At 44.0% G+C, this 20,082-nt stretch carries 15 protein-coding genes; 11 read left to right on the forward strand and 4 right to left on the reverse strand.

Features of this window, described 5'->3' with window-relative positions; translation table 11 throughout:
* Positions 1-79 precede the first annotated feature (79 nt).
* Entirely contained in the window at positions 80-883 is an 804-nt protein-coding gene (locus tag MB380_RS00675; protein ID WP_253532107.1) for a trans-aconitate 2-methyltransferase, read from the forward strand.
* On the opposite strand, the gene MB380_RS00680 is transcribed toward MB380_RS00675, so the two are convergent.
* Complete coding sequence (locus MB380_RS00680) at positions 873-2,000, reverse strand: aspartate aminotransferase family protein (protein ID WP_253532109.1); 1,128 nt, start codon at positions 1,998-2,000, stop codon at positions 873-875. The genes MB380_RS00675 and MB380_RS00680 overlap by 11 nt on opposite strands.
* Before the next feature lie 434 nt (positions 2,001-2,434).
* Here MB380_RS00680 and MB380_RS00685 point away from each other — a divergent pair, with 434 nt between their 5' ends.
* The 5 genes from MB380_RS00685 (at position 2,435) to MB380_RS00705 (ending at position 7,636) form a co-directional block, all read left to right on the forward strand.
* Entirely contained in the window at positions 2,435-2,758 is a 324-nt protein-coding gene (locus MB380_RS00685; RefSeq protein WP_101728555.1) for a hypothetical protein, read from the forward strand.
* Positions 2,759-2,878: 120 nt separating this feature from the next.
* Positions 2,879-4,375, forward strand: a complete 1,497-nt coding sequence (locus MB380_RS00690) for an NAD(P)/FAD-dependent oxidoreductase (RefSeq protein ID WP_253532111.1) — start codon at positions 2,879-2,881, stop codon at positions 4,373-4,375.
* Between the two features lie 35 nt (positions 4,376-4,410).
* Positions 4,411-5,247: a phytoene/squalene synthase family protein gene (locus tag MB380_RS00695; RefSeq protein WP_253532113.1), complete on the forward strand. Its 837-nt coding sequence runs from the start codon at positions 4,411-4,413 to the stop codon at positions 5,245-5,247.
* A 181-nt stretch (positions 5,248-5,428) separates the two neighbouring features.
* Positions 5,429-6,553: a DNA polymerase III subunit beta gene (gene dnaN / locus MB380_RS00700; RefSeq protein WP_253532115.1), complete on the forward strand. Its 1,125-nt coding sequence runs from the start codon at positions 5,429-5,431 to the stop codon at positions 6,551-6,553.
* A gap of 93 nt (positions 6,554-6,646) precedes the next feature.
* Positions 6,647-7,636: a bile acid:sodium symporter family protein gene (locus MB380_RS00705; protein ID WP_253532117.1), complete on the forward strand. Its 990-nt coding sequence runs from the start codon at positions 6,647-6,649 to the stop codon at positions 7,634-7,636.
* Between the two features lie 72 nt (positions 7,637-7,708).
* Here MB380_RS00705 and MB380_RS00710 read toward each other — a convergent pair whose 3' ends face one another.
* The 3 genes from MB380_RS00710 to MB380_RS00720 are packed head-to-tail and all read right to left on the reverse strand — an operon-like array spanning position 7,709 to position 11,316.
* On the reverse strand, positions 7,709-8,461 hold the full coding sequence (locus tag MB380_RS00710) for a succinate dehydrogenase/fumarate reductase iron-sulfur subunit (protein WP_253535490.1): 753 nt from the start codon (positions 8,459-8,461) through the stop codon (positions 7,709-7,711).
* 55 nt (positions 8,462-8,516) lie between these two features.
* Positions 8,517-10,499, reverse strand: coding sequence for a fumarate reductase/succinate dehydrogenase flavoprotein subunit (locus MB380_RS00715; RefSeq protein ID WP_253532119.1), 1,983 nt, complete (start codon positions 10,497-10,499; stop codon positions 8,517-8,519).
* 25 nt (positions 10,500-10,524) lie between these two features.
* Complete coding sequence (locus tag MB380_RS00720; protein WP_253532121.1) at positions 10,525-11,316, reverse strand: succinate dehydrogenase cytochrome b subunit; 792 nt, start codon at positions 11,314-11,316, stop codon at positions 10,525-10,527.
* A gap of 264 nt (positions 11,317-11,580) precedes the next feature.
* On the opposite strand from MB380_RS00720, the gene MB380_RS00725 reads away from it, so the two are divergent.
* The 5 genes from MB380_RS00725 to MB380_RS00745 all read left to right on the forward strand — a co-directional run bounded on the left by MB380_RS00725 (position 11,581) and on the right by MB380_RS00745 (position 19,990).
* Complete coding sequence (locus MB380_RS00725; RefSeq protein WP_253532123.1) at positions 11,581-14,460, forward strand: gliding motility-associated C-terminal domain-containing protein; 2,880 nt, start codon at positions 11,581-11,583, stop codon at positions 14,458-14,460.
* 108 nt (positions 14,461-14,568) lie between these two features.
* Positions 14,569-15,483, forward strand: coding sequence for a hypothetical protein (locus MB380_RS00730; protein WP_253532125.1), 915 nt, complete (start codon positions 14,569-14,571; stop codon positions 15,481-15,483).
* Positions 15,484-15,639: 156 nt separating this feature from the next.
* Entirely contained in the window at positions 15,640-18,522 is a 2,883-nt protein-coding gene (locus tag MB380_RS00735) for a gliding motility-associated C-terminal domain-containing protein (protein ID WP_253532126.1), read from the forward strand.
* A gap of 81 nt (positions 18,523-18,603) precedes the next feature.
* Positions 18,604-19,404 carry a helix-turn-helix domain-containing protein gene (locus MB380_RS00740; protein WP_253532128.1) on the forward strand — a complete coding sequence of 267 codons (801 nt, stop codon included), beginning with the start codon at positions 18,604-18,606 and terminating at the stop codon, positions 19,402-19,404.
* Between the two features lie 70 nt (positions 19,405-19,474).
* Positions 19,475-19,990 carry a dihydrofolate reductase family protein gene (locus MB380_RS00745; RefSeq protein ID WP_253532130.1) on the forward strand — a complete coding sequence of 172 codons (516 nt, stop codon included), beginning with the start codon at positions 19,475-19,477 and terminating at the stop codon, positions 19,988-19,990.
* Positions 19,991-20,082: the final 92 nt, after the last annotated feature.

Raw genomic sequence — 20,082 nt, forward strand, 5'->3', positions numbered from 1 at the left:
GTGAACAAACAAATGTATTGTTTTTTGTGTTGGGGCCCCATTTTTTAATAAGCATTATTAACCATTTATCAAATAAGTAATGAGTCAGACGTCTCAAACAAGGGCAGAAATGCCGCAGGGAGCAAACAAGGTGCTCGACCGCCGCACAGTTGAAAACAGCTATTCGTCACTGATTCCGCTGCTGCAAGAAGGGCTCTCAGTGCTTGATGTGGGCTGTGGCTCGGGCAGTATTACTGCCGGTGTAGCCAGGCAGGTTGGGCCAAACGGTAAAGTAGTTGGAATCGATTTCAGCGAACATCTCATTAATATGGCCACAAAAAACTATGCCCATCTGAACAATCTGTCGTTTGAAGTGTCAGATATAAACACGTACAACCCTGACCACAAATTTGATTTGGTAATAGCGGCCCGAACCTTGCAATGGGTGAGTAACCCGGCTGAGGTAGTTTCAAATATGGTAAATCTATTGAAGCCCGGCGGGCGAATTTCTATACTTGATTATAACCATACGCGAATTGAATGGACACCACAGCCACCGCAGTCAATGCTTGATTTTTATGAGGCATTTCTCAACTGGCGGGCAGATGCCGGTTATGACAACGCCATTGCTGATAATTTACCCGCTATTTACAAAGACCTGGGTCTGGACTCAGTCACAATCGTTGAACAACATGAAATGAGCAGGGTTGGAGAGGAGAGTTTTAAAGGTGATGCACAAATCTGGTCAGTGGTAGCAGAAACACGTGGGAATCAGGTTGTGAAGGATGGGTTTATTTCAGAAGAGGTTCGGCTGAAAGCAATCCAGGATTATAACACCTGGATTGCTGACAAAGCGCAGGCCATGAAATTGTATCTGCTGGCCATTGAGGCTGTTAAGCCTTAGCTAAAACTTTATGCAGGGCTTCTAAAAAGATGTCGGCCTCTTTGGTTGTAAGGGCAAGGCTGGGGAGCAAACGCATGGTGTGTTTCCCGGCTACGCCCGTAAATATTTTATGGTCAAAAAGCAGAGAATTCCTGATAGGGTCAACCGGTTGTTCAAACTCGATACCTATCATTAATCCTTTGCCGCGTAGTTCTTTTATTCCTTTAAACTGCTTCAGGTTTTCAAAGAAATAATCGCCCACGGCTGCGGCATTTTGCACCAGTTTTTCTTTCTTTATAACGTCAATTACTGCATTGGCAGCTGTACAGGCCAGATGATTACCTCCAAAGGTTGTACCCAGCATGCCATGCTTGGCCTCAAATCTGGGCGATATAAGAATAGCCCCGATCGGGAAACCGTTACCCATGCCTTTGGCTGTAGAAATAATGTCTGGTTTTACGCCACTATACTCAAAGCTGAAAAATTTACCCGAGCGCCCATATCCGCACTGCACGCTGTCATGTATAAAAATGGCTCCTGTTTTATCACAGGCCTTGCGTATGGCTTTTAGAAACGCATCACTGGCAACCTGTATACCCCCAACACCCTGAATACCCTCAACAATTACCGCACAGGTTTCGTTATCAATGGCTTTCTTAACCGCTTCCACATCGTTAAACGGCAATATCTGCACGTGGTCTGCAAAGTTAAGGGGTGCCTTAATAGAAGGGTTGTCGGTTACGGCTACAGCGGCAGACGTACGGCCATGAAACCCTTTGGTAAAGGCAATCACTTTTTTACGACCATTATAAAAAGAAGCCAGCTTCAATGCATTCTCGTTAGCTTCAGCGCCAGAGTTTACCAGAAACAGGTAATAATCTTTCAATCCTGAAATTTTACCCAGTTTATCTGCCAGTTCTTCCTGCGACGGAATTTTGACAGAATTTGAATAAAAACCAATGTTTTTTAATTGTTGTGTAAGCCTTCGGACATAAACAGGGTGCGTGTGGCCTATTGAAATAACGGCATGGCCACCATATAAATCTAAATACTCCTGTCCGTTCTTATCCCATAGATAAGAACCCTGAGCCTTTACCGGCTCAATGTCATAAAGGGGATACACATTAAAAAGCGTCATTTGAAATTGGTTTTTTTAAGATAATGCGGCCTTTTTACAGCCTATTTTAAATGAGCTGGCAAAGTTCTCAATTTATTATGAAAAATCAGGCGAAAATCGAAAGATTATGAAAGGCAGTTACTAAAAAAATACTGTGGATAAGTGTGTTGGTATGTGGATAAGTCGCGCCGGTGCGGTTGATGCCCCGGAGTTTTAAGTCAGCAGGAGAACGTAGAAATAAGCTCATCCACCAAAAGAAAAAGCCCGACAAATGATATGTTCAGGCTTTTTCTCTTATAACTAAATGAAATACAACATAATAACGTGCAAAAATTGATTTTATTGTGGTAGAGAATAATTACCATATAATTTGCCAAAAACTCTTTTTTTATGTGTAGTTTTAGTAAGTAAAGCCTTCTTTTACCGGGCAGGCACATTACTAAGTTGAATGTTCTATGAGGCAATCAGTTATTTACGAAGTTACAATTCAGTACATTGGTACATTGAATGATGTCAGAAAGCGGGAACCATTTACAGTCTATTTCTCTAATCTTAAAAGGGCTATTGAATGTGTGCAGACCAATCTGGCTATAAATGGCTGGGAGCAAAAGAAGGTCAATTACACGGCCGTTTATAGAGCATTGAAATCAAAAAACAAATTTGTGTGTGACTTTGACGCTATGAAAACCAAATTCTTTCAGGTAGTTATTATTCCCAAAACACTCAACCCGAAGCTAACCACCCTGGGTATAGACGAATACCCGACACTTAAAAAATGATAATTTCTGTTTGTCGGCAATGGGTATCTTACATAAGAAAATAAATTGTTTAACTTTTTGAAAACAAAATTAAACAAACTAAGTTTATACATTTAACAATGCAATAACCGGTATTTCTGAATGAAAAAAGCTGTAGTAATAGGGGCAGGATTTGCGGGGTTGTCAGCAGCAACCAAATTGGCTGACGAAGGTTACGAAGTGGTAATACTTGAAAAAAACTCAATGGCAGGCGGGCGTGCCCGTATTTTTGAAGAGAAAGGCTTTATGTTCGACATGGGCCCCAGCTGGTATTGGATGCCCGACGTATTTGAACAATATTTTGCTACCTATGGCAAAAAGGTTTCTGATTACTATAATCTGGTAAGGCTTAACCCGTCATATAAAGTGATTTTTGGACCGGAAGACGACATTGACCTACCGGCCAATCTGAACGAACTGAAAACACTTTTTGACACCATAGAACCCGGGAGCAGTAAAAAGCTGGAAGCATTTTTGGAAGAGTCGAAATACAAATATGAAGTTGGCGTAGGAGAGTTTGTCTGGAAACCCAGCTTGTCGATTACCGAATTTTTTGATTTTCGGCTGTTAACCAAAGCCCTGAGTCTTGATTTATTTGCCTCGTTTGGCAAGCATATCCGAAAGTTTTTCAGCAGCAAAAAGCTCCTGCAGTTAATGGAGTTTCCGATTCTTTTTCTGGGAGCCACGCCTCAAAACACGCCTGCTTTGTATAGTTTAATGAACTATGCAGAAATAGCGTTGGGTACCTGGTATCCGATGGGTGGTATGCACGAAATTGTAAAAGCCATGGTGCAACTGGCAGAAGAAAAAGGTGTGGATATCCGCCTCAACGAAGAGGTAACGCAGATTGTAGTTCAGAATGGTATGGCTCAAAAGGTAATAACCAAAACCGGCCGGTATGATGCAGATGTAGTAATTGGTGGTGCCGACTACCACCATATAGAAACAAACCTGCTGGATAAACCCTACCGGAACTACAGCGATAGCTATTGGCAAAGCCGTACAATGGCTCCTTCTTCGTTGCTCTTTTATCTGGGTGTAGATAGAAAGATTGATAAGCTGATACATCATAATTTATTTTTTGATGAAGACTTTAACCAGCATGCCAAAGAAATATATACTAGTCCGCAATGGCCTTCAAAGCCGTTGTTCTATGTTTCAGCGCCCTCAAAGACTGATACCTCAGTAGCGCCTGAAGGTTCAGAGAATCTGTTCATTCTCATTCCCATCGCCCCAGACCTGGAAGACAACGAAGCCGTGCGTGAGAAGTATTACGATATGGTAATGGCACGGCTTGAAAACTACGTGGGGCATAACATAAAAGAACACGTGATATATAAACGCAGCTTTGCCGTGAGCGATTTTAAAAGCGAATATCACTCGTTCCGCGGAAATGCCTATGGGCTGGCCAATACCCTGCTGCAAACGGCGTTTCTGAAACCGAGTTTAAAAAATAAAAAGGTGAGGAACCTCTACTACACGGGTCAGCTGACAGTTCCCGGGCCGGGTGTTCCTCCATCTTTAATTTCGGGTCAGGTAGTGGCCAATGAGGTATTAAAAGAGTTTGGAAAAGCTCAAAAAGAAGTTTCAATTGCCTAATATAGATTTTACCCAACCTTTTAACAGACCAAAATATGTTTAGTTTGTTTGAAAAAACCACCTTTGCCTGTAGTAAGCTCATAACCAAATACTACAGTACTTCATTTACACTGGGTATACAAACACTTAGCCGTAAATTTCATGACCCAATCTACGGAATTTACGGGTTTGTAAGATATGCTGACGAAATTGTTGATACATTCCATGATTTCGACAAAAAAACATTGCTTGACCGATACCGCCACGAAACCTACTTAGCCATAGAAGAAGGCATCAGCCTCAACCCTGTTTTGCACTCTTTTCAAAAAGTAGTAAAGCAGTTTAAAATTGAGCAGGAGTTGATAGACGCATTTCTTGACAGCATGGAAATGGACCTTTCTAACACGGCCTACGACAATAAAAATTATAACAAATACATTTATGGTTCGGCCGAGGTGGTGGGCTTGATGTGCCTGCGGGTGTTTTGTGAAGGAGACGAGCCAATGTATGAAAAACTGAAAGACCATGCCCGCAGTCTGGGTGCGGCGTTCCAGAAAGTGAATTTTCTGAGAGATATGCAGAGCGATTTTATGGAAAGAGGGCGGGTGTATTTCCCGAATGTAGATTTCAGCGAATTTGGCGTTTCGGCCAAAACACAGATAGAGCAGGATATCCAGAAAGATTTTGATGATGCCTACATTGGTATAATGGCACTACCATCTGGCGCCAGAAAAGGCGTATATCTGGCCTACTGCTATTATCTGAAACTCTTTGGCCGTATCCGTAGTCTTTCTGCTGCCCGGATACAACAGGAACGAATTCGCGTACCCGATACCATTAAACTGGCTCTTCTTGCCAAAACCTGGGTGCAGAGCGGCTTTAATGTCATCTGAATTTAACCTCAATACTCTGCTTGCCGGTTAATAAGCCGGCAAGCTTTTTGTTGTCTTATACTTGGGTAATATGTGATTTTTTTTCTACTTTTGCTCACTTATCCTCAAACTAAGCTACTTTTTATGGTATTTTGTGTGAAGGATTGATAATGAGATACTTAATAGAAAAACGCATATACACATGAAGTTTGTTGTTTCCTCATCTGCTCTGCTCAGACACCTTTCTACCATCAATGGTGTCATTGCCAGTAACCCGATAGTTCCTATTCTTGAAAACTTTTTGTTTCAGCTTGACAAGGGCAACTTAATGGTAACGGCTTCAGATATGCAAACGGTTATGATCACCGAATTTGAGGTTGATTCTCGCGATACCGGATCTTTTGCTGTACCCGCCCGCCTTTTGCTTGATACCCTGAGAAGCCTTCCTGAGCAGCCTGTTCAGATTAATGTTGACGAAGAGACCTTCGGCACTGAACTCGTAACCGCCAATGGCCGTTATAAGCTGGCCGGTGAAAACCCGATGGATTTTCCTCGTGTGCCGCAGGTCAACAGAAATTTCAGTATTGAAATGGACTCAGACGTGCTGGGTACAGCCATTGCCAATACTATCTTTGCCACCAGCACAGACGACCTCCGCCCTGCCATGACAGGCGTATTCGTTCAGGCTTCTGACAAGGCCACTACCTTTGTAGCTACCGACGGACACCGATTGATACGATACCGCCGCACAGATATTACATCGCCTAATAGTACTTCAATGATTCTGCCGCGCAAGGCGCTTAACCTCCTGAAGTCTTCTTTGCCGGGTGAAGTATTACCTGTAAAGGCTGAATTCAGTAATTCGAATGCTTTTTTTAGTTTTGGCAATATAAAAATGATTTGCCGCCTGATAGACGAGCGTTTCCCTGATTACGAAAACGTTATCCCTCAGAACAACCCTAATAAATTAAAAATTGAGCGCACCGAATTGTTGAGCACCCTGAAACGTATTTCTATTTACTCAAATAAAACTACGCATCAGATTCGCCTTAAAATATCTCAGAACGAGCTGGTTATTTCGGCAGAAGACCTGGATTATTCAAATGAGGCAACTGAAAAGCTGGCTTGTGAATATGACGGCGACGACATTGAGATTGGGTTCAATGCCAAGTTTTTGATAGAAATGCTCAACAATCTGAGCGTTAAGAATATCTCACTTGAAATGTCACAGCCGAATCGTGCCGGTTTGATTATACCTGTAGAAAAAGTTGATAACGAAGATACCTTGATGCTTGTAATGCCGGTGATGTTAAATACATACGCATAAGCCGCTAATTGATATGCAAAAGCCCTATAAGCCAGTAATGGTTTGTAGGGCTTTTACTTTTTTTGATTCAGTATTCTAAAACCGTCAGTAATTGTGAACAAGATAAGCAATTTTTTCTCTCGTATCGGTCTCGACTGGTTTTTAGGCGCCATTATTCTGATGGTTGTCCTGGCCTATTATTTCCCTTCTTTTGGCATTATGCAAGAGCCTTTCTCCTTAGAAGAACTAGCCAATTATGGAGTGTCGGGCATTTTCTTCTTTTATGGGCTTAAGCTAAGTATAGATAAACTTAAGAAAGGCCTGGCCAACTGGAAAATGCACCTGGTAATTCAGCTTACTACTTTTGTATTGTTTCCACTCATCGCATTACTGGTAAAGCCCTTATTTAAAGGAGCAGATACAGAAAGTCTCTGGCTTGGAATTTTCTACCTCGCGGCTTTGCCATCTACGGTTTCATCATCTGTTGTAATGGTTTCAATGGCCAACGGTAATGTGCCTTCGGCCATTTTTAATGCCAGTATATCAAGTCTGATAGGCTTGTTTATGACGCCGCTATGGGTAGGTATTTTTGTTGCTGCCGATACCGGCGGTTTTGACACCCAAAGCATTGTTATCAAACTTTGCCTGCAGGTATTATTGCCACTGGTAATAGGTCTGCTGCTAAATAAGCGCCTGGGCTGGCTGGCTGATAAGCACAAAACCGCTCTGAAGAACTTCGACCAGTCTATCATTCTGGTCATTATTTATACCTCTTTTTGTAAGTCTTTCGCTTTGAATCTGTTCAGAGATTTATCGTTTATTGAGCTCATCCTGTTGATGGCCGGTTTGCTTGGCTTGTTCTTTTCAGTTATTATCATAACCCGCTTTATTGCTAAATTGCTGGGGTTCGATATGGCCGATACCATTACAGTTATGTTCTGTGGCTCAAAGAAATCGTTAGTACACGGCACTGTCATGTCAAAAGTGTTGTTTACCCAAAGCAGTATTATTGGTATCATCCTTTTACCGCTCATGGTTTATCATGCTTTGCAACTGATTGCCGCCAGCATAATGGCCCAAAAGTTTGCGAAGGCACAGCAATAAAAAAACGCCTGTCATTTTCCGGATGACAGGCGTTTGTATATTAAATCAGGCCTTAAGCTGGCTTGATGTATTTTAAGCAACTGTTGAAGCAATGCTTGCTCCCAGATATTCGCGGTTTAAACGCGCTATGTTTTCAAGCGAAATCTCTTTCGGACACTCAATGGCACAAGCACCGGTATTAGTACATGCTCCAAAACCTTCTGCATCCATTTGCGCTACCATTTTAATAGCTCTTTCTTCACGCTCAGGTTGTCCTTGAGGTAAAAGAGCCAGTTGCGAAACTTTGGCAGATACAAAAAGCATGGCAGAGGCATTTTTACAAGCCGCTACGCAAGCGCCGCAACCGATACAAGCTGCAGCAGCAAATGCTTTATCTGCATCTTCTTTCGGAACCGGAATAGCGTTCCCATCCTGCGCGTTACCGGTATTAACAGAAATATATCCGCCAGATGCAACAATACGGTCAAGCGCACCTCTGTCTACAACCAGGTCTTTTATAACCGGAAAAGCCATTGCTCTCCAGGGTTCAACCACAATGGTATCGCCGTCTTTAAAGCTACGCATGTGTAACTGGCAAGTGGTAACGCCTTCAAGCGGGCCATGAGGGCGGCCATTGATATACATTGAACACATACCACAGATACCTTCGCGGCAGTCATGGTCAAAGGCAATCGGTTCTTTTCCTTCAGAAACCAGACGTTCGTTCAGTACGTCAAACATTTCAAGAAAAGACATGTCTTCTGATATACCACTCACTGGGTAGGTTTCAAGGTTACCGTTAGTTTTTGAATTTTTTTGTCTCCACACTTTCAGTGTGAGGTTCATATTACCTTCTGACATAAAGTAAATATTTTAAATTCACCCCTGCCGGGGCAAAGGGTTATTTATAACTACGTTGCGCAATTTTAATGTTTTCGTAAACCAGCGGTTCTTTGTTTAAGGTCCATTGGCTTTCTCCAGCATATTCCCATGCGGCTACATACATATAGTTTTCATCATCACGAAGCGCCTCACCTTCTTCGGTTTGGTATTCCTCGCGGAAGTGTCCACCACAAGACTCGTTTCTGTTAAGGGCATCAAGGCACATCAGTTCACCTAATTCTATAAAGTCGGCTACACGTCCGGCTTTATCCAGTTCAGGGTTAAACTCATCTACATCACCCATCACACGCAAATCAGACCAGAATTCTTTTTTCAAAGCTCTTATTTCCTCAATCGCTTCTTTCAGGCCTTGCTCGTTACGTGCCATACCACATTTATCCCACATGATTTTACCCAGGCGTTTATGGAATGACTCAGGTGATTGCTTACCTTTAATATTCAAAAACTTGTTTATTCTTTCTTTTACGGCGTTTTCTGCTTCCACAAAAGCAGGATGGTCTGTCGGAATAGCTTTCGTCCGTATTTCACCAGAAAGATAGGAGCCAATCGTGTACGGAATCACAAAGTAACCATCAGCCAGACCCTGCATCAGCGCAGAAGCACCCAGGCGGTTAGCACCGTGGTCTGAGAAGTTTGCTTCGCCCAGTGCATATAGTCCGGGTACGGTGGTCATCAGGTTATAATCAACCCAAAGGCCGCCCATAGTATAGTGAACAGCCGGATATATACGCATCGGAACCTCGTATGGGTCTTCACCGGTAATCTGTTTGTACATATCAAAAAGGTTACCGTATTTCTCTTTTACTACGGCTTTACCCATCAAGGTAATTTCTTCTTTTGACGCGTGATGCAACCCTTTTTTATTGGCTTCAATTTTACCGTATCGCTCAATAGCCGAGGCATAGTCAAGATAAACAGCCATTTTAGAGGTACCTACACCATAGCCGGCATCGCAACGTTCTTTAGCAGCACGAGAGGCGATGTCGCGCGGTACAAGGTTACCAAAAGCCGGATAACGGCGCTCAAGGTAATAGTCTCTTTCTTCTTCAGGTATATCGTTAGCAGCGCGTTTGTCGTCTTTTTGTTTCGGAACCCAAATACGTCCGTCATTACGCAATGACTCCGACATCAGCGTCAGTTTTGACTGGTGGTCGCCAGATACCGGAATACAAGTAGGGTGAATCTGCGTAAAGCAAGGGTTGCCGAAGTAAGCACCTTTTTTATGGGCTTTCCAGGCTGCCGTAACATTGCTACCCATAGCGTTGGTTGAGAGGTAGAAAACGTTTCCGTATCCACCTGTACATAACAATACGGCGTGTCCGAAATGGCGTTCCAACTCACCGGTAACCAGATTCCGGGCAATAATACCACGGGCTTTACCGTCTATCATTACCACGTCAAGCATTTCATGGCGGCTATACATGGTTACTGTACCAATACCTACCTGGCGTTCTAAACCAGAATAAGCTCCCAGCAACAATTGTTGGCCTGTCTGGCCGGCAGCGTAAAATGTACGCTGTACCTGTGTACCACCAAATGAGCGGTTAGAAAGCAACCCACCGTACTCACGGGCAAACGGAACACCCTGCGCCACACATTGGTCAATGATATTACCAGACACCTCAGCCAGACGATGCACGTTGGCTTCTCTGGCGCGGTAATCACCACCTTTTATGGTATCATAAAACAGACGGTAAACCGAGTCACCGTCATTCTGATAATTCTTTGCTGCATTTATACCACCCTGAGCCGCAATAGAGTGTGCTCTGCGGGGTGAATCCTGAAAACAAAAAGCTTTTACTTTATAACCAAGCTCGGCTAGCGTTGCTGCTGCTGAAGCGCCAGCCAGACCTGTACCCACTACAATTATTTCTATACTGCGTTTATTGGCAGGATTCACCAGCGACACAGTAGAACGATATTTTGTCCATTTTTCCGCTAAAGGAGTTGCGGGAATTTTGGCATCTAATTTATTGGACATATCAGTATATCAATTAGTCTGAGAATCAATTACCCATTAAGTGTTTTACATAAAAGAAAACTGGCATTGCCGCATAACCGATAGGAATAAGGATGGCAAAAATCCAGGTACTGATAAATCTTACCAGTGGCGTGTATTTGGGGTGGTTCCAGCCCAGTGTCTGAAACGCACTCTGAAACCCATGATACAAGTGGTAAGCCAGAGCAATCATACCTACAATATAAAGTAGAACAAGCAAAGGATTCTGGAAAGCCACTGAAACTACTTTATAAAGGTCTTTCACAATTACCAGGTGCGTTCCTGTTTCCAGATCGCTTATTTCAACCTTTTTAACCTCCTGTGTATACGTAGAAGGCATTTCACTGGCTGCTACTTCACCTGTTCTTACGTCTTCAACATATTGTACATAAGGAAGCGGCTCATTGTGGTATTTATACCAGAAGTCACCCATGTGAACAACAATATAAACCAGCAGAACAGTTCCTAAAATAGCCATGTTGCGGCTGGACCAAGACGAAGAATTTCTTACAACAGCGTATCTTACAGGGCGAGCCTTACGGTTTTGATACTCAAGGTACAATCCCCAGAACGCGTGAAATAAGATGAAAAAATAGTTTAAATAAGAAATAACCTTGATAGGAGGAAACGAGGTCATGAAGACAGCATAAGTATTGAAACTATAACCGCCGTCTTTTTTGAAAAGCTGTAAATTGCCCGAAAGGTGTACTACAAGAAAAGTACAAAGAAAAAGACCGGTCAACGACATCAGAACCTTTTTCCCTATAGAGCTTGATAATGTTTTTGTAAGCCAAGACATACTTTATTCCAGTTTGAAAACTAAAGGTTCAACTATTTTGCTATTAAGTAAAAATACTTAGAAAAGTACAATTACATTTGCGGGTCAAAAGTAAGCCACAAACTATTTAGAATCAATAAAAATAAAGCCCTTTTTTTAAAACAGGCATTTACTGTGGCAAGGGTTGGTTTTTATTCGGAATGATTTCATAATACTAAACCTTTCAGATACAACGAATAAGTTTTTTTTTCGTTTATATTTACGGATAATCCTAAATGCGAGCTCATGAAAGCATTGAAATTCTCTTTTTTTTCTGTTATTTTCAGTTTTTTTGCAATCTCACAGGTACAGGCCACACACTTACGCGCAGGTGAGATAACCGCAAAAAGAATTTCATCAACTACCCTTACATACAGAATCACTTTAACTACTTATACCGACCAGATAAACGGTGTGCAAGCCAACGAGGGTGCCAACACCGTTCAATTTTCGTTTGGCAGTGGTTCGCCGCAATATGAAGTCAGGCGCAGAAAGAAGTTTTTGATTAACGCAGGAACCATGTGCAACGTTTACGACACCACCTATACCTTCCCCGGTCCGGGTCGTTACACCATCTCCTGTGCCATCACCAACCGAAACGCCAATACAGTTAACCTTCAGGGCCCAACCGACCAGATTAGTTTTTTTGTAGAAACCACTATCGTGGTGAACGGGGCACTGGGTCTGAACAATACGCCGGTTCTGCTGAATATTCCGGTAGATACAGCCGGAGTAGGCAGAAGATTCATCCATAACCCGGGTGCATTTGATGCCGACGGCGACAGCCTGGCTTACCGTTTAACGATGCCGAAAAGAGGAAGAACGGATGGGTCGAACGGTGGAGAATTTGCTGCGGGCTACAAAGATCCATCAACATTAGGCGACAGCCGGTTGATAGAAGGGGGTGGCGGGCCATCTTTTTTCACTATCAACGCAGAAACAGGCGATCTGATATGGGATTCGCCTGGTCGATTAGGCGTAAATCAGTATCAGGTAAACGTGGCCTTCATAGTAGAAGAATGGCGGAAAGGGAATGACGGGAGCTACACCAAGATAGGAGAGATAACGCGTGACATGCAGATAATAGTAGTAGAGACACCGAACCGACGGCCGATACTGACAGTACCCGGCACACTATGCGTAGAGGCTGGTCAGAAAGTAGAGTTTAACGTAACAGCAAGCGACCCGGACAACCAGAATATACGAATAACAACCACAGGCGGAGTTTATAACCAGAGTGCAGAAGGAGCAGTGAACTTCATAGCCCCCGAAGCGGCGAAATTCACACCCCTGAATGCGATACAGAAAAGTCCGGCGACAGGTACATTCAGTTGGGAGACCAACTGCCGGCACGTGCGGGAACAACCATATGACGTGCTATTCAAAGTAGAAGACTATCCGGGTAGATTTTCGATAACCATGACCGACACCAGGACAGTAAGGATACGGGTAATTCCCCCACGTCCGCAGGGTCTTAGCGCTCGCAGTGGAAGCAATGGCGTAGAGCTACGATGGAGCAAATACCCGGACTGCAACCTGCCGTCAGAAGACATCAAGATTGATATTTATCGTAAAGAAGGCTGTTCTAACTATATACCCGGCACATGCCAGTTGGGCTTACCAGAAAGCCTAGGGTTTGTAAAGATAGGCAGTGTTAGTGCCAGAGATACATTTTATCTGGACAACAAAACACAGAACGGAGTAATATACAGTTACAGCATTGTAGCGACGCTGGCCACAACTGAATTTACAGTAATGAACAGCGTACCATCCAATGAAGCATGTATCGGTAGCGAACTACCCCAGAAAGCGCCAGTAATTACAAACGTAAGCGTAGAGAGAACCCACAGCGTAAACGGAGTGATACAGCTTAAATGGACAAGGCCCTTAAACTTTGACAGCACAGCCACCAAAGGTCCATATGCCTACAAGTTATACAGGGCAACGGGCATCAGCGGAGGTACCTTTCAGTTGATAGCCACCATACCTACGCGTGTCAACAAGCAGACAGCAGACACGGTTTACACAGACAACGGGTTGAACACCGAAGGCAGCGGGTACACCTATCGTGTATCATTTTTATACGAGACGGATAAAGTATTAGCCGAGAGCCAGATAGCGAGCAGCGTACGTCTGACGGCGCGTTCAGACGCGCAGCGGATAAGGTTGAGCTGGCAGGCGAATGTACCCTGGAGCAACGACAACCGGAAGCACGTGCTATACAGAGAAGACAAATCGAACCCGGGAGTATTTCACATCATAGCCGAAGTACCTGTACAAACAGTAAACACCTACAACTACATAGACGACGGTCAGGACCGGTACGATGCAGACGGGAACCAGAGCATCCAAATGGAAGTGGGTGTCAGCTACTGCTACAAGATAAAGACAGTAGGGTCATACACACGGCTACCCCAATATGGGATACTGGAGAACTACTCACAAGAGAGCTGCGGAATAGTGATAGACGACAGCCCTCCATGCCCGCCCCAGCTAACGATAGACGCATTGAACTGTCAGGAACTGGATAGAGAAGCGATATGCCGGGAGAACAGGGTACAGAACACACTAAGCTGGACGACCCCAATAAGCAGTGGGGAGAACACACCTTGCCGGACAGACATTGTCGGGTACAACCTATACTATTCGCGATATAAAGGAGAGACAGGGAAACTACTCATTAGGGTAACAGGAGTCCCACCGGCGCAGACATACATACATGAGCGGTCATTGGCAGAAGGGTTTGCGGGCTGTTACTATGTAACGGCGTTGAGTAGCCTGAACCGGGAGAGTGTAGCGAGCAACGTAGTGTGTAAAGACAACTGTCCTGCGGTAGAGCTACCGAATGTAATAACGCCAAACGGAGACGGGAAGAACGACACGTTCAGTCCGATGACCTGCGAAGCGTTTATACAAGAGATAGGGATAGAGATATATAATCGTTACGGGTTAAAGATATATGAGAGTAGCGGTACGAAGGTATTGAGTTGGGACGGAAGGAGCAGCGACGGGAAGGAATTGCCATCCGGCACGTATTATTATGTAGCGCGGGTAACGATGCAGCGGTTAGAGAAAACCGACGAGGTACCTGTGGCTATTAAAGGTTGGGTAGAGTTAATCAGATAAATAGCAATTCTTGTATATTTGCCTGCTAAGCGGTACAATAAACCAGGCACTGGTTTAGTTTTTAGCTTAAAGACCCACTGAGTGATATCCGGAGTATAGATTTTAATAATGAATATCCTAAGAGTAATATCTATTACAGGTAACCATTTCCTGAATTTTATCAGAGAGCAGTTAATGGCCCTCGGCGAAGCGTTTAGACGGCCCATGGCTACTTCTATTCGTTCTATGAGGGGATTCCTCATTGCCCTCGTAGTAGGGTTATTTGTTGCCATTATTGCAGTAGGAATGCAGCCGTTTGGCCTCGACTTGTTTAATCATGAGCAAAAAACAGAATTATTACTGGGGTTTGGGCTGGTTGCCTGCATTGGTATGCTAATTGTCAAGTTTGTGCTGCCGGCTATTTTTCCTGTGTTTTATGATAAATCCAACTGGACAATCGCCCGCCAGGCACTTCACTTTCTGATTATGGTATTGCTTTTGTTGTCATTACTGGCAGCTTATAGTAATGCGTTTCATATAGTTGTTTTTAAACCAGCCGGCATCCTCAAAATCTTCGCCCTCAGTATTATACCAGTTATTGTTACCACTTTTATTCAGCAAAAGGTCTTTCAAAAAAAATTCGCCGGTTGTGCAGAAGTAATCAATAAGTCGCTGAAACAACTCAAACCTATTGATGCCAAAGGTGCACCGCCTGTTTTAAGGCTGAGCAATCATTTCAGTTTATTGCCCAATCAGTTCATTTATGCCGAAATCTCCAAAGATTCTGCCGAAGTATGCTGGCAGAATTTCCTGAGTGTAGAAAAGACTACCGTTCAGGGCAATATTGAAAAAGAACTATCGGCATTTGACCAGTTCATTTACTTAGATAAAACAATAATTGTAAATACAAGTGGAATCCAAAAGGTAGAAGGTAATGCAAGAGGCTATAGTGTCAGAATAGCCCGTACCACCAAAGAGGTAGCCGTACCCTGGAAATTCCATAAGTACCTCGAAAAATTCGCTCAGAAAAACAAGCCATTCTGACACCCTTTTTAACTTTATTGACCTGATTATAAAACTCATTCTGAGCGTTATACTCATGTGTGGATTTTTAATTTCAAAAATCTTGGCAAATATGCACAGCGCACGGGTATTCGTTCGTTCTTATGTGTAACGGACATTAAAATTGTGATGTGACCTATGCGAATATTAAGATTTACTTTATTTTTTTTTATTGCCGGTTTGTTGATAGCGCCTCAGGTACAGGCCACACACTTACGCGCGGGCGAAATAACCGCAAAAAGAATTTCATCAACTACCCTTACTTACCGGGTTACCCTAACAACATATACTGACCAGATAAACGGATATATTGCCAACGATGCCGCCAATACGTCGCAGTTTTCTTTTGGCGTAACCGGGGTGCCGCTTTTTGACGTTAAACGCAGAAAGAAGTTTTTGATTAACGCAGGAACCATGTGCAACGTTTACGACACCACCTATACCTTCCCCGGTCCGGGTCGTTACACCATCTCCTGTGCCATCACCAACCGAAACGCCAATACAGTTAACCTTCAGGGTCCAACCGACCAGATTAGTTTTTTTGTAGAAACCACTATCGTGGTGAACGGCGCTCTGGGTCTGAATAATACGCCGGTTCTGCTGAATATTCCGGTAGATACAGCCGGAGTAGGCAGAAGATTCATCCATAACCCGGGTGCATTTGATGCCGACGGCGACAGCCTGGCTTACCGTTTAACGATGCCGAAAAGAGGAAGAACGGATGGGTCGAACGGTGGAGAATTTGCTGCGGGCTACAAAGATCCATCAACATTAGGCGACAGCCGGTTGATAGAAGGGGGTGGCGGGCCATCTTTTTTCACTATCAACGCAGAAACAGGCGATCTGATATGGGATTCGCCTGGTCGATTAGGCGTAAATCAGTATCAGGTAAACGTGGCCTTCATAGTAGAAGAATGGCGGAAAGGGAATGACGGGAGCTACACCAAGATAGGAGAGATAACGCGTGACATGCAGATAATAGTAGTAGAGACACCGAACCGACGGCCGATACTGACAGTACCCGGCACACTATGCGTAGAGGCTGGTCAGAAAGTAGAGTTTAACGTAACAGCAAGCGACCCGGACAACCAGAATATACGAATAACAACCACAGGCGGAGTTTATAACCAGAGTGCAGAAGGAGCAGTGAACTTCATAGCCCCCGAAGCGGCGAAATTCACACCCCTGAATGCGATACAGAAAAGTCCGGCGACAGGTACATTCAGTTGGGAGACCAACTGCCGGCACGTGCGGGAACAACCATATGACGTGCTATTCAAAGTAGAAGACTATCCGGGTAGATTTTCGATAACCATGACCGACACCAGGACAGTAAGGATACGGGTAATTCCCCCACGTCCGCAGGGTCTTAGCGCTCGCAGTGGAAGCAATGGCGTAGAGCTACGATGGAGCAAATACCCGGACTGCAACCTGCCGTCAGAAGACATCAAGATTGATATTTATCGTAAAGAAGGCTGTTCTAACTATATACCCGGCACATGCCAGTTGGGCTTACCAGAAAGCCTAGGGTTTGTAAAGATAGGCAGTGTTAGTGCCAGAGATACATTTTATCTGGACAACAAAACACAGAACGGAGTAATATACAGTTACAGCATTGTAGCGACGCTGGCCACAACTGAATTTACAGTAATGAACAGCGTACCATCCAATGAAGCATGTATCGGTAGCGAACTACCCCAGAAAGCGCCAGTAATTACAAACGTAAGCGTAGAGAGAACCCACAGCGTAAACGGAGTGATACAGCTTAAATGGACAAGGCCCTTAAACTTTGACAGCACAGCCACCAAAGGTCCATATGCCTACAAGTTATACAGGGCAACGGGCATCAGCGGAGGTACCTTTCAGTTGATAGCCACCATACCTACGCGTGTCAACAAGCAGACAGCAGACACGGTTTACACAGACAACGGGTTGAACACCGAAGGCAGCGGGTACACCTATCGTGTATCATTTTTATACGAGACGGATAAAGTATTAGCCGAGAGCCAGATAGCGAGCAGCGTACGTCTGACGGCGCGTTCAGACGCGCAGCGGATAAGGTTGAGCTGGCAGGCGAATGTACCCTGGAGCAACGACAACCGGAAGCACGTGCTATACAGAGAAGACAAATCGAACCCGGGAGTATTTCACATCATAGCCGAAGTACCTGTACAAACAGTAAACACCTACAACTACATAGACGACGGTCAGGACCGGTACGATGCAGACGGGAACCAGAGCATCCAAATGGAAGTGGGTGTCAGCTACTGCTACAAGATAAAGACAGTAGGGTCATACACACGGCTACCCCAATATGGGATACTGGAGAACTACTCACAAGAGAGCTGCGGAATAGTGATAGACGACAGCCCTCCATGCCCGCCCCAGCTAACGATAGACGCATTGAACTGTCAGGAACTGGATAGAGAAGCGATATGCCGGGAGAACAGGGTACAGAACACACTAAGCTGGACGACCCCAATAAGCAGTGGGGAGAACACACCTTGCCGGACAGACATTGTCGGGTACAACCTATACTATTCGCGATATAAAGGAGAGACAGGGAAACTACTCATTAGGGTAACAGGAGTCCCACCGGCGCAGACCTACACACATGAGCGGTCATTGGCAGAAGGGTTTGCGGGCTGTTACTATGTAACGGCGTTGAGTAGCCTGAACCGGGAGAGTGTAGCGAGCAACGTAGTGTGTAAAGACAACTGTCCTGCGGTAGAGCTACCGAATGTAATAACGCCAAACGGAGACGGGAAGAACGACACGTTCAGTCCGATGACATGCGAAGCGTTTATACAAGAGATAGGGATAGAGATATATAATCGTTACGGATTGAAGGTATATGAGAGTAGCGGTACGAAGGTATTGAGTTGGGACGGAAGGAGCAGCGACGGGAAGGAATTGCCATCCGGCACGTATTATTATGTAGCGCGGGTAACGATGCAACGGTTAGAGAAAACCGACGAGGTACCTGTGGCTATTAAAGGTTGGGTAGAGTTAATCAGATAATATATACAATTATTATTAATACTAACATTTCTCAAGAGCAGAAATGTTAGTATTTTTGTTTACAGCCTGCTAAACGTAGCCATGAAAGTATGCCTTTACCCCATCTGTTCTGACCTTCAGCCTTATGTAAAAGCGATATGCTCAATAGAGAGCGATACAACCGATACAATTCTTGCACCACTCAGAATCTTACCCGATGCCTGCGTTGAGGTTTTTTTTAATTTCAGTAATAGCGGTGATACGCACGCCACTGTTACTGGTAAAAAGGAATTTCATAACAGCCGCAGTTTTGTGGTTTCGCGGGTCGGAAACTTTATGGATGTGCAAATGAAGAGCAAAACCGGTTTTATTTCGGTTTGTTTTTATCCTTCTACAGCCTATTTGTTCTTTCAATTGCCAATGTCAGCCATAGCAGACAGCCTCACCGATTTACAATTTTTATGGGGGACAGTAGTACAAACAATAGAAGATGAGATAGACAACGCCACTTCTTGTATGCAAAAAGTGGGTATAATTCAGAAGTATCTGATTCGTCAATTGAAAGCCAATAAACAAGACACAACACTTGAATATTGCCTGCAGCAGATTGCCTGTGCACAAAGTATGCTTACCGTTGCTGCATTGGCAGAAAAGGCCGGGTTAAGCCAGCGGCAACTCAGCCGCAGGTTCAACTATTGCATAGGGCTTTCTACCAAAGAGTATATCAGAATCAGTCGCTTCATTAACTCATTAGCATATCTTAAAAAATATCCCGAATCTAACCTCACAGACGCTGCCTACGCAAGCGGATATTATGATCAGGCACATTTTATCCATGATTATAAAACTTTTGCAGGTATTACCCCAAAGGCAGTTTTGCTAGATACCAACATTATTTGCTGATTGTCAGGGTGTCTGATTTTTACAATTTTCTGACAACAAAGCCAATTACTTTTGCAGAAAAAACAACAATATGAGAAAAGTTATTTTAGGTTTAGCAGTAAGCCTTGACAGTTTCATTGAAGGCCCTAACGGAGAATACGACTGGTGTTTTACCGACCAGGATTACGGCTTGAACGAGTTCTATCAAAAAATAGATGCTGTTTTTGTAGGCAGAAAAAGCTATGAAATGTCTTTCGGGTTAGAAAATAACGACTTCGGGTTTCCGAAAATGCAGGAGTACGTCTTTTCAAATACCATGCAAGAAGCAAAGGATGGCACAACTATTATATCAGGCGACATCAGGCCTGTGGTTGAAGCCATAAAACAACAGAAAGGTAAAGACATCTGGCTCTTTGGCGGTGGTAGCCTGACAGCCTCTTTAATGAATCTGGGGCTGGTAGATGAATTGTGGTTATCGGTGCATCCCATCCTCTTAGGCAAGGGTAAACCACTGTTTCAAGGGCTTCAAGGCCGGGTATCGCTTCAATTGACAGAAACCAAAACGTATGAAACCGGTCTCGTTTCTTTAAAATATACCATAGCCTGAAATATAATATTAGGGCCGGGTGCAGCTTTGTCAGGCTCCGGAAGTTTATGATTTGCCAGCCAGCCGTGGTTTGACAGGGATGATATTTATTT

The organism is Emticicia sp. 21SJ11W-3 (assembly GCF_024138715.1).
Lineage (GTDB): Bacteria > Bacteroidota > Bacteroidia > Cytophagales > Spirosomataceae > Emticicia > Emticicia fluvialis.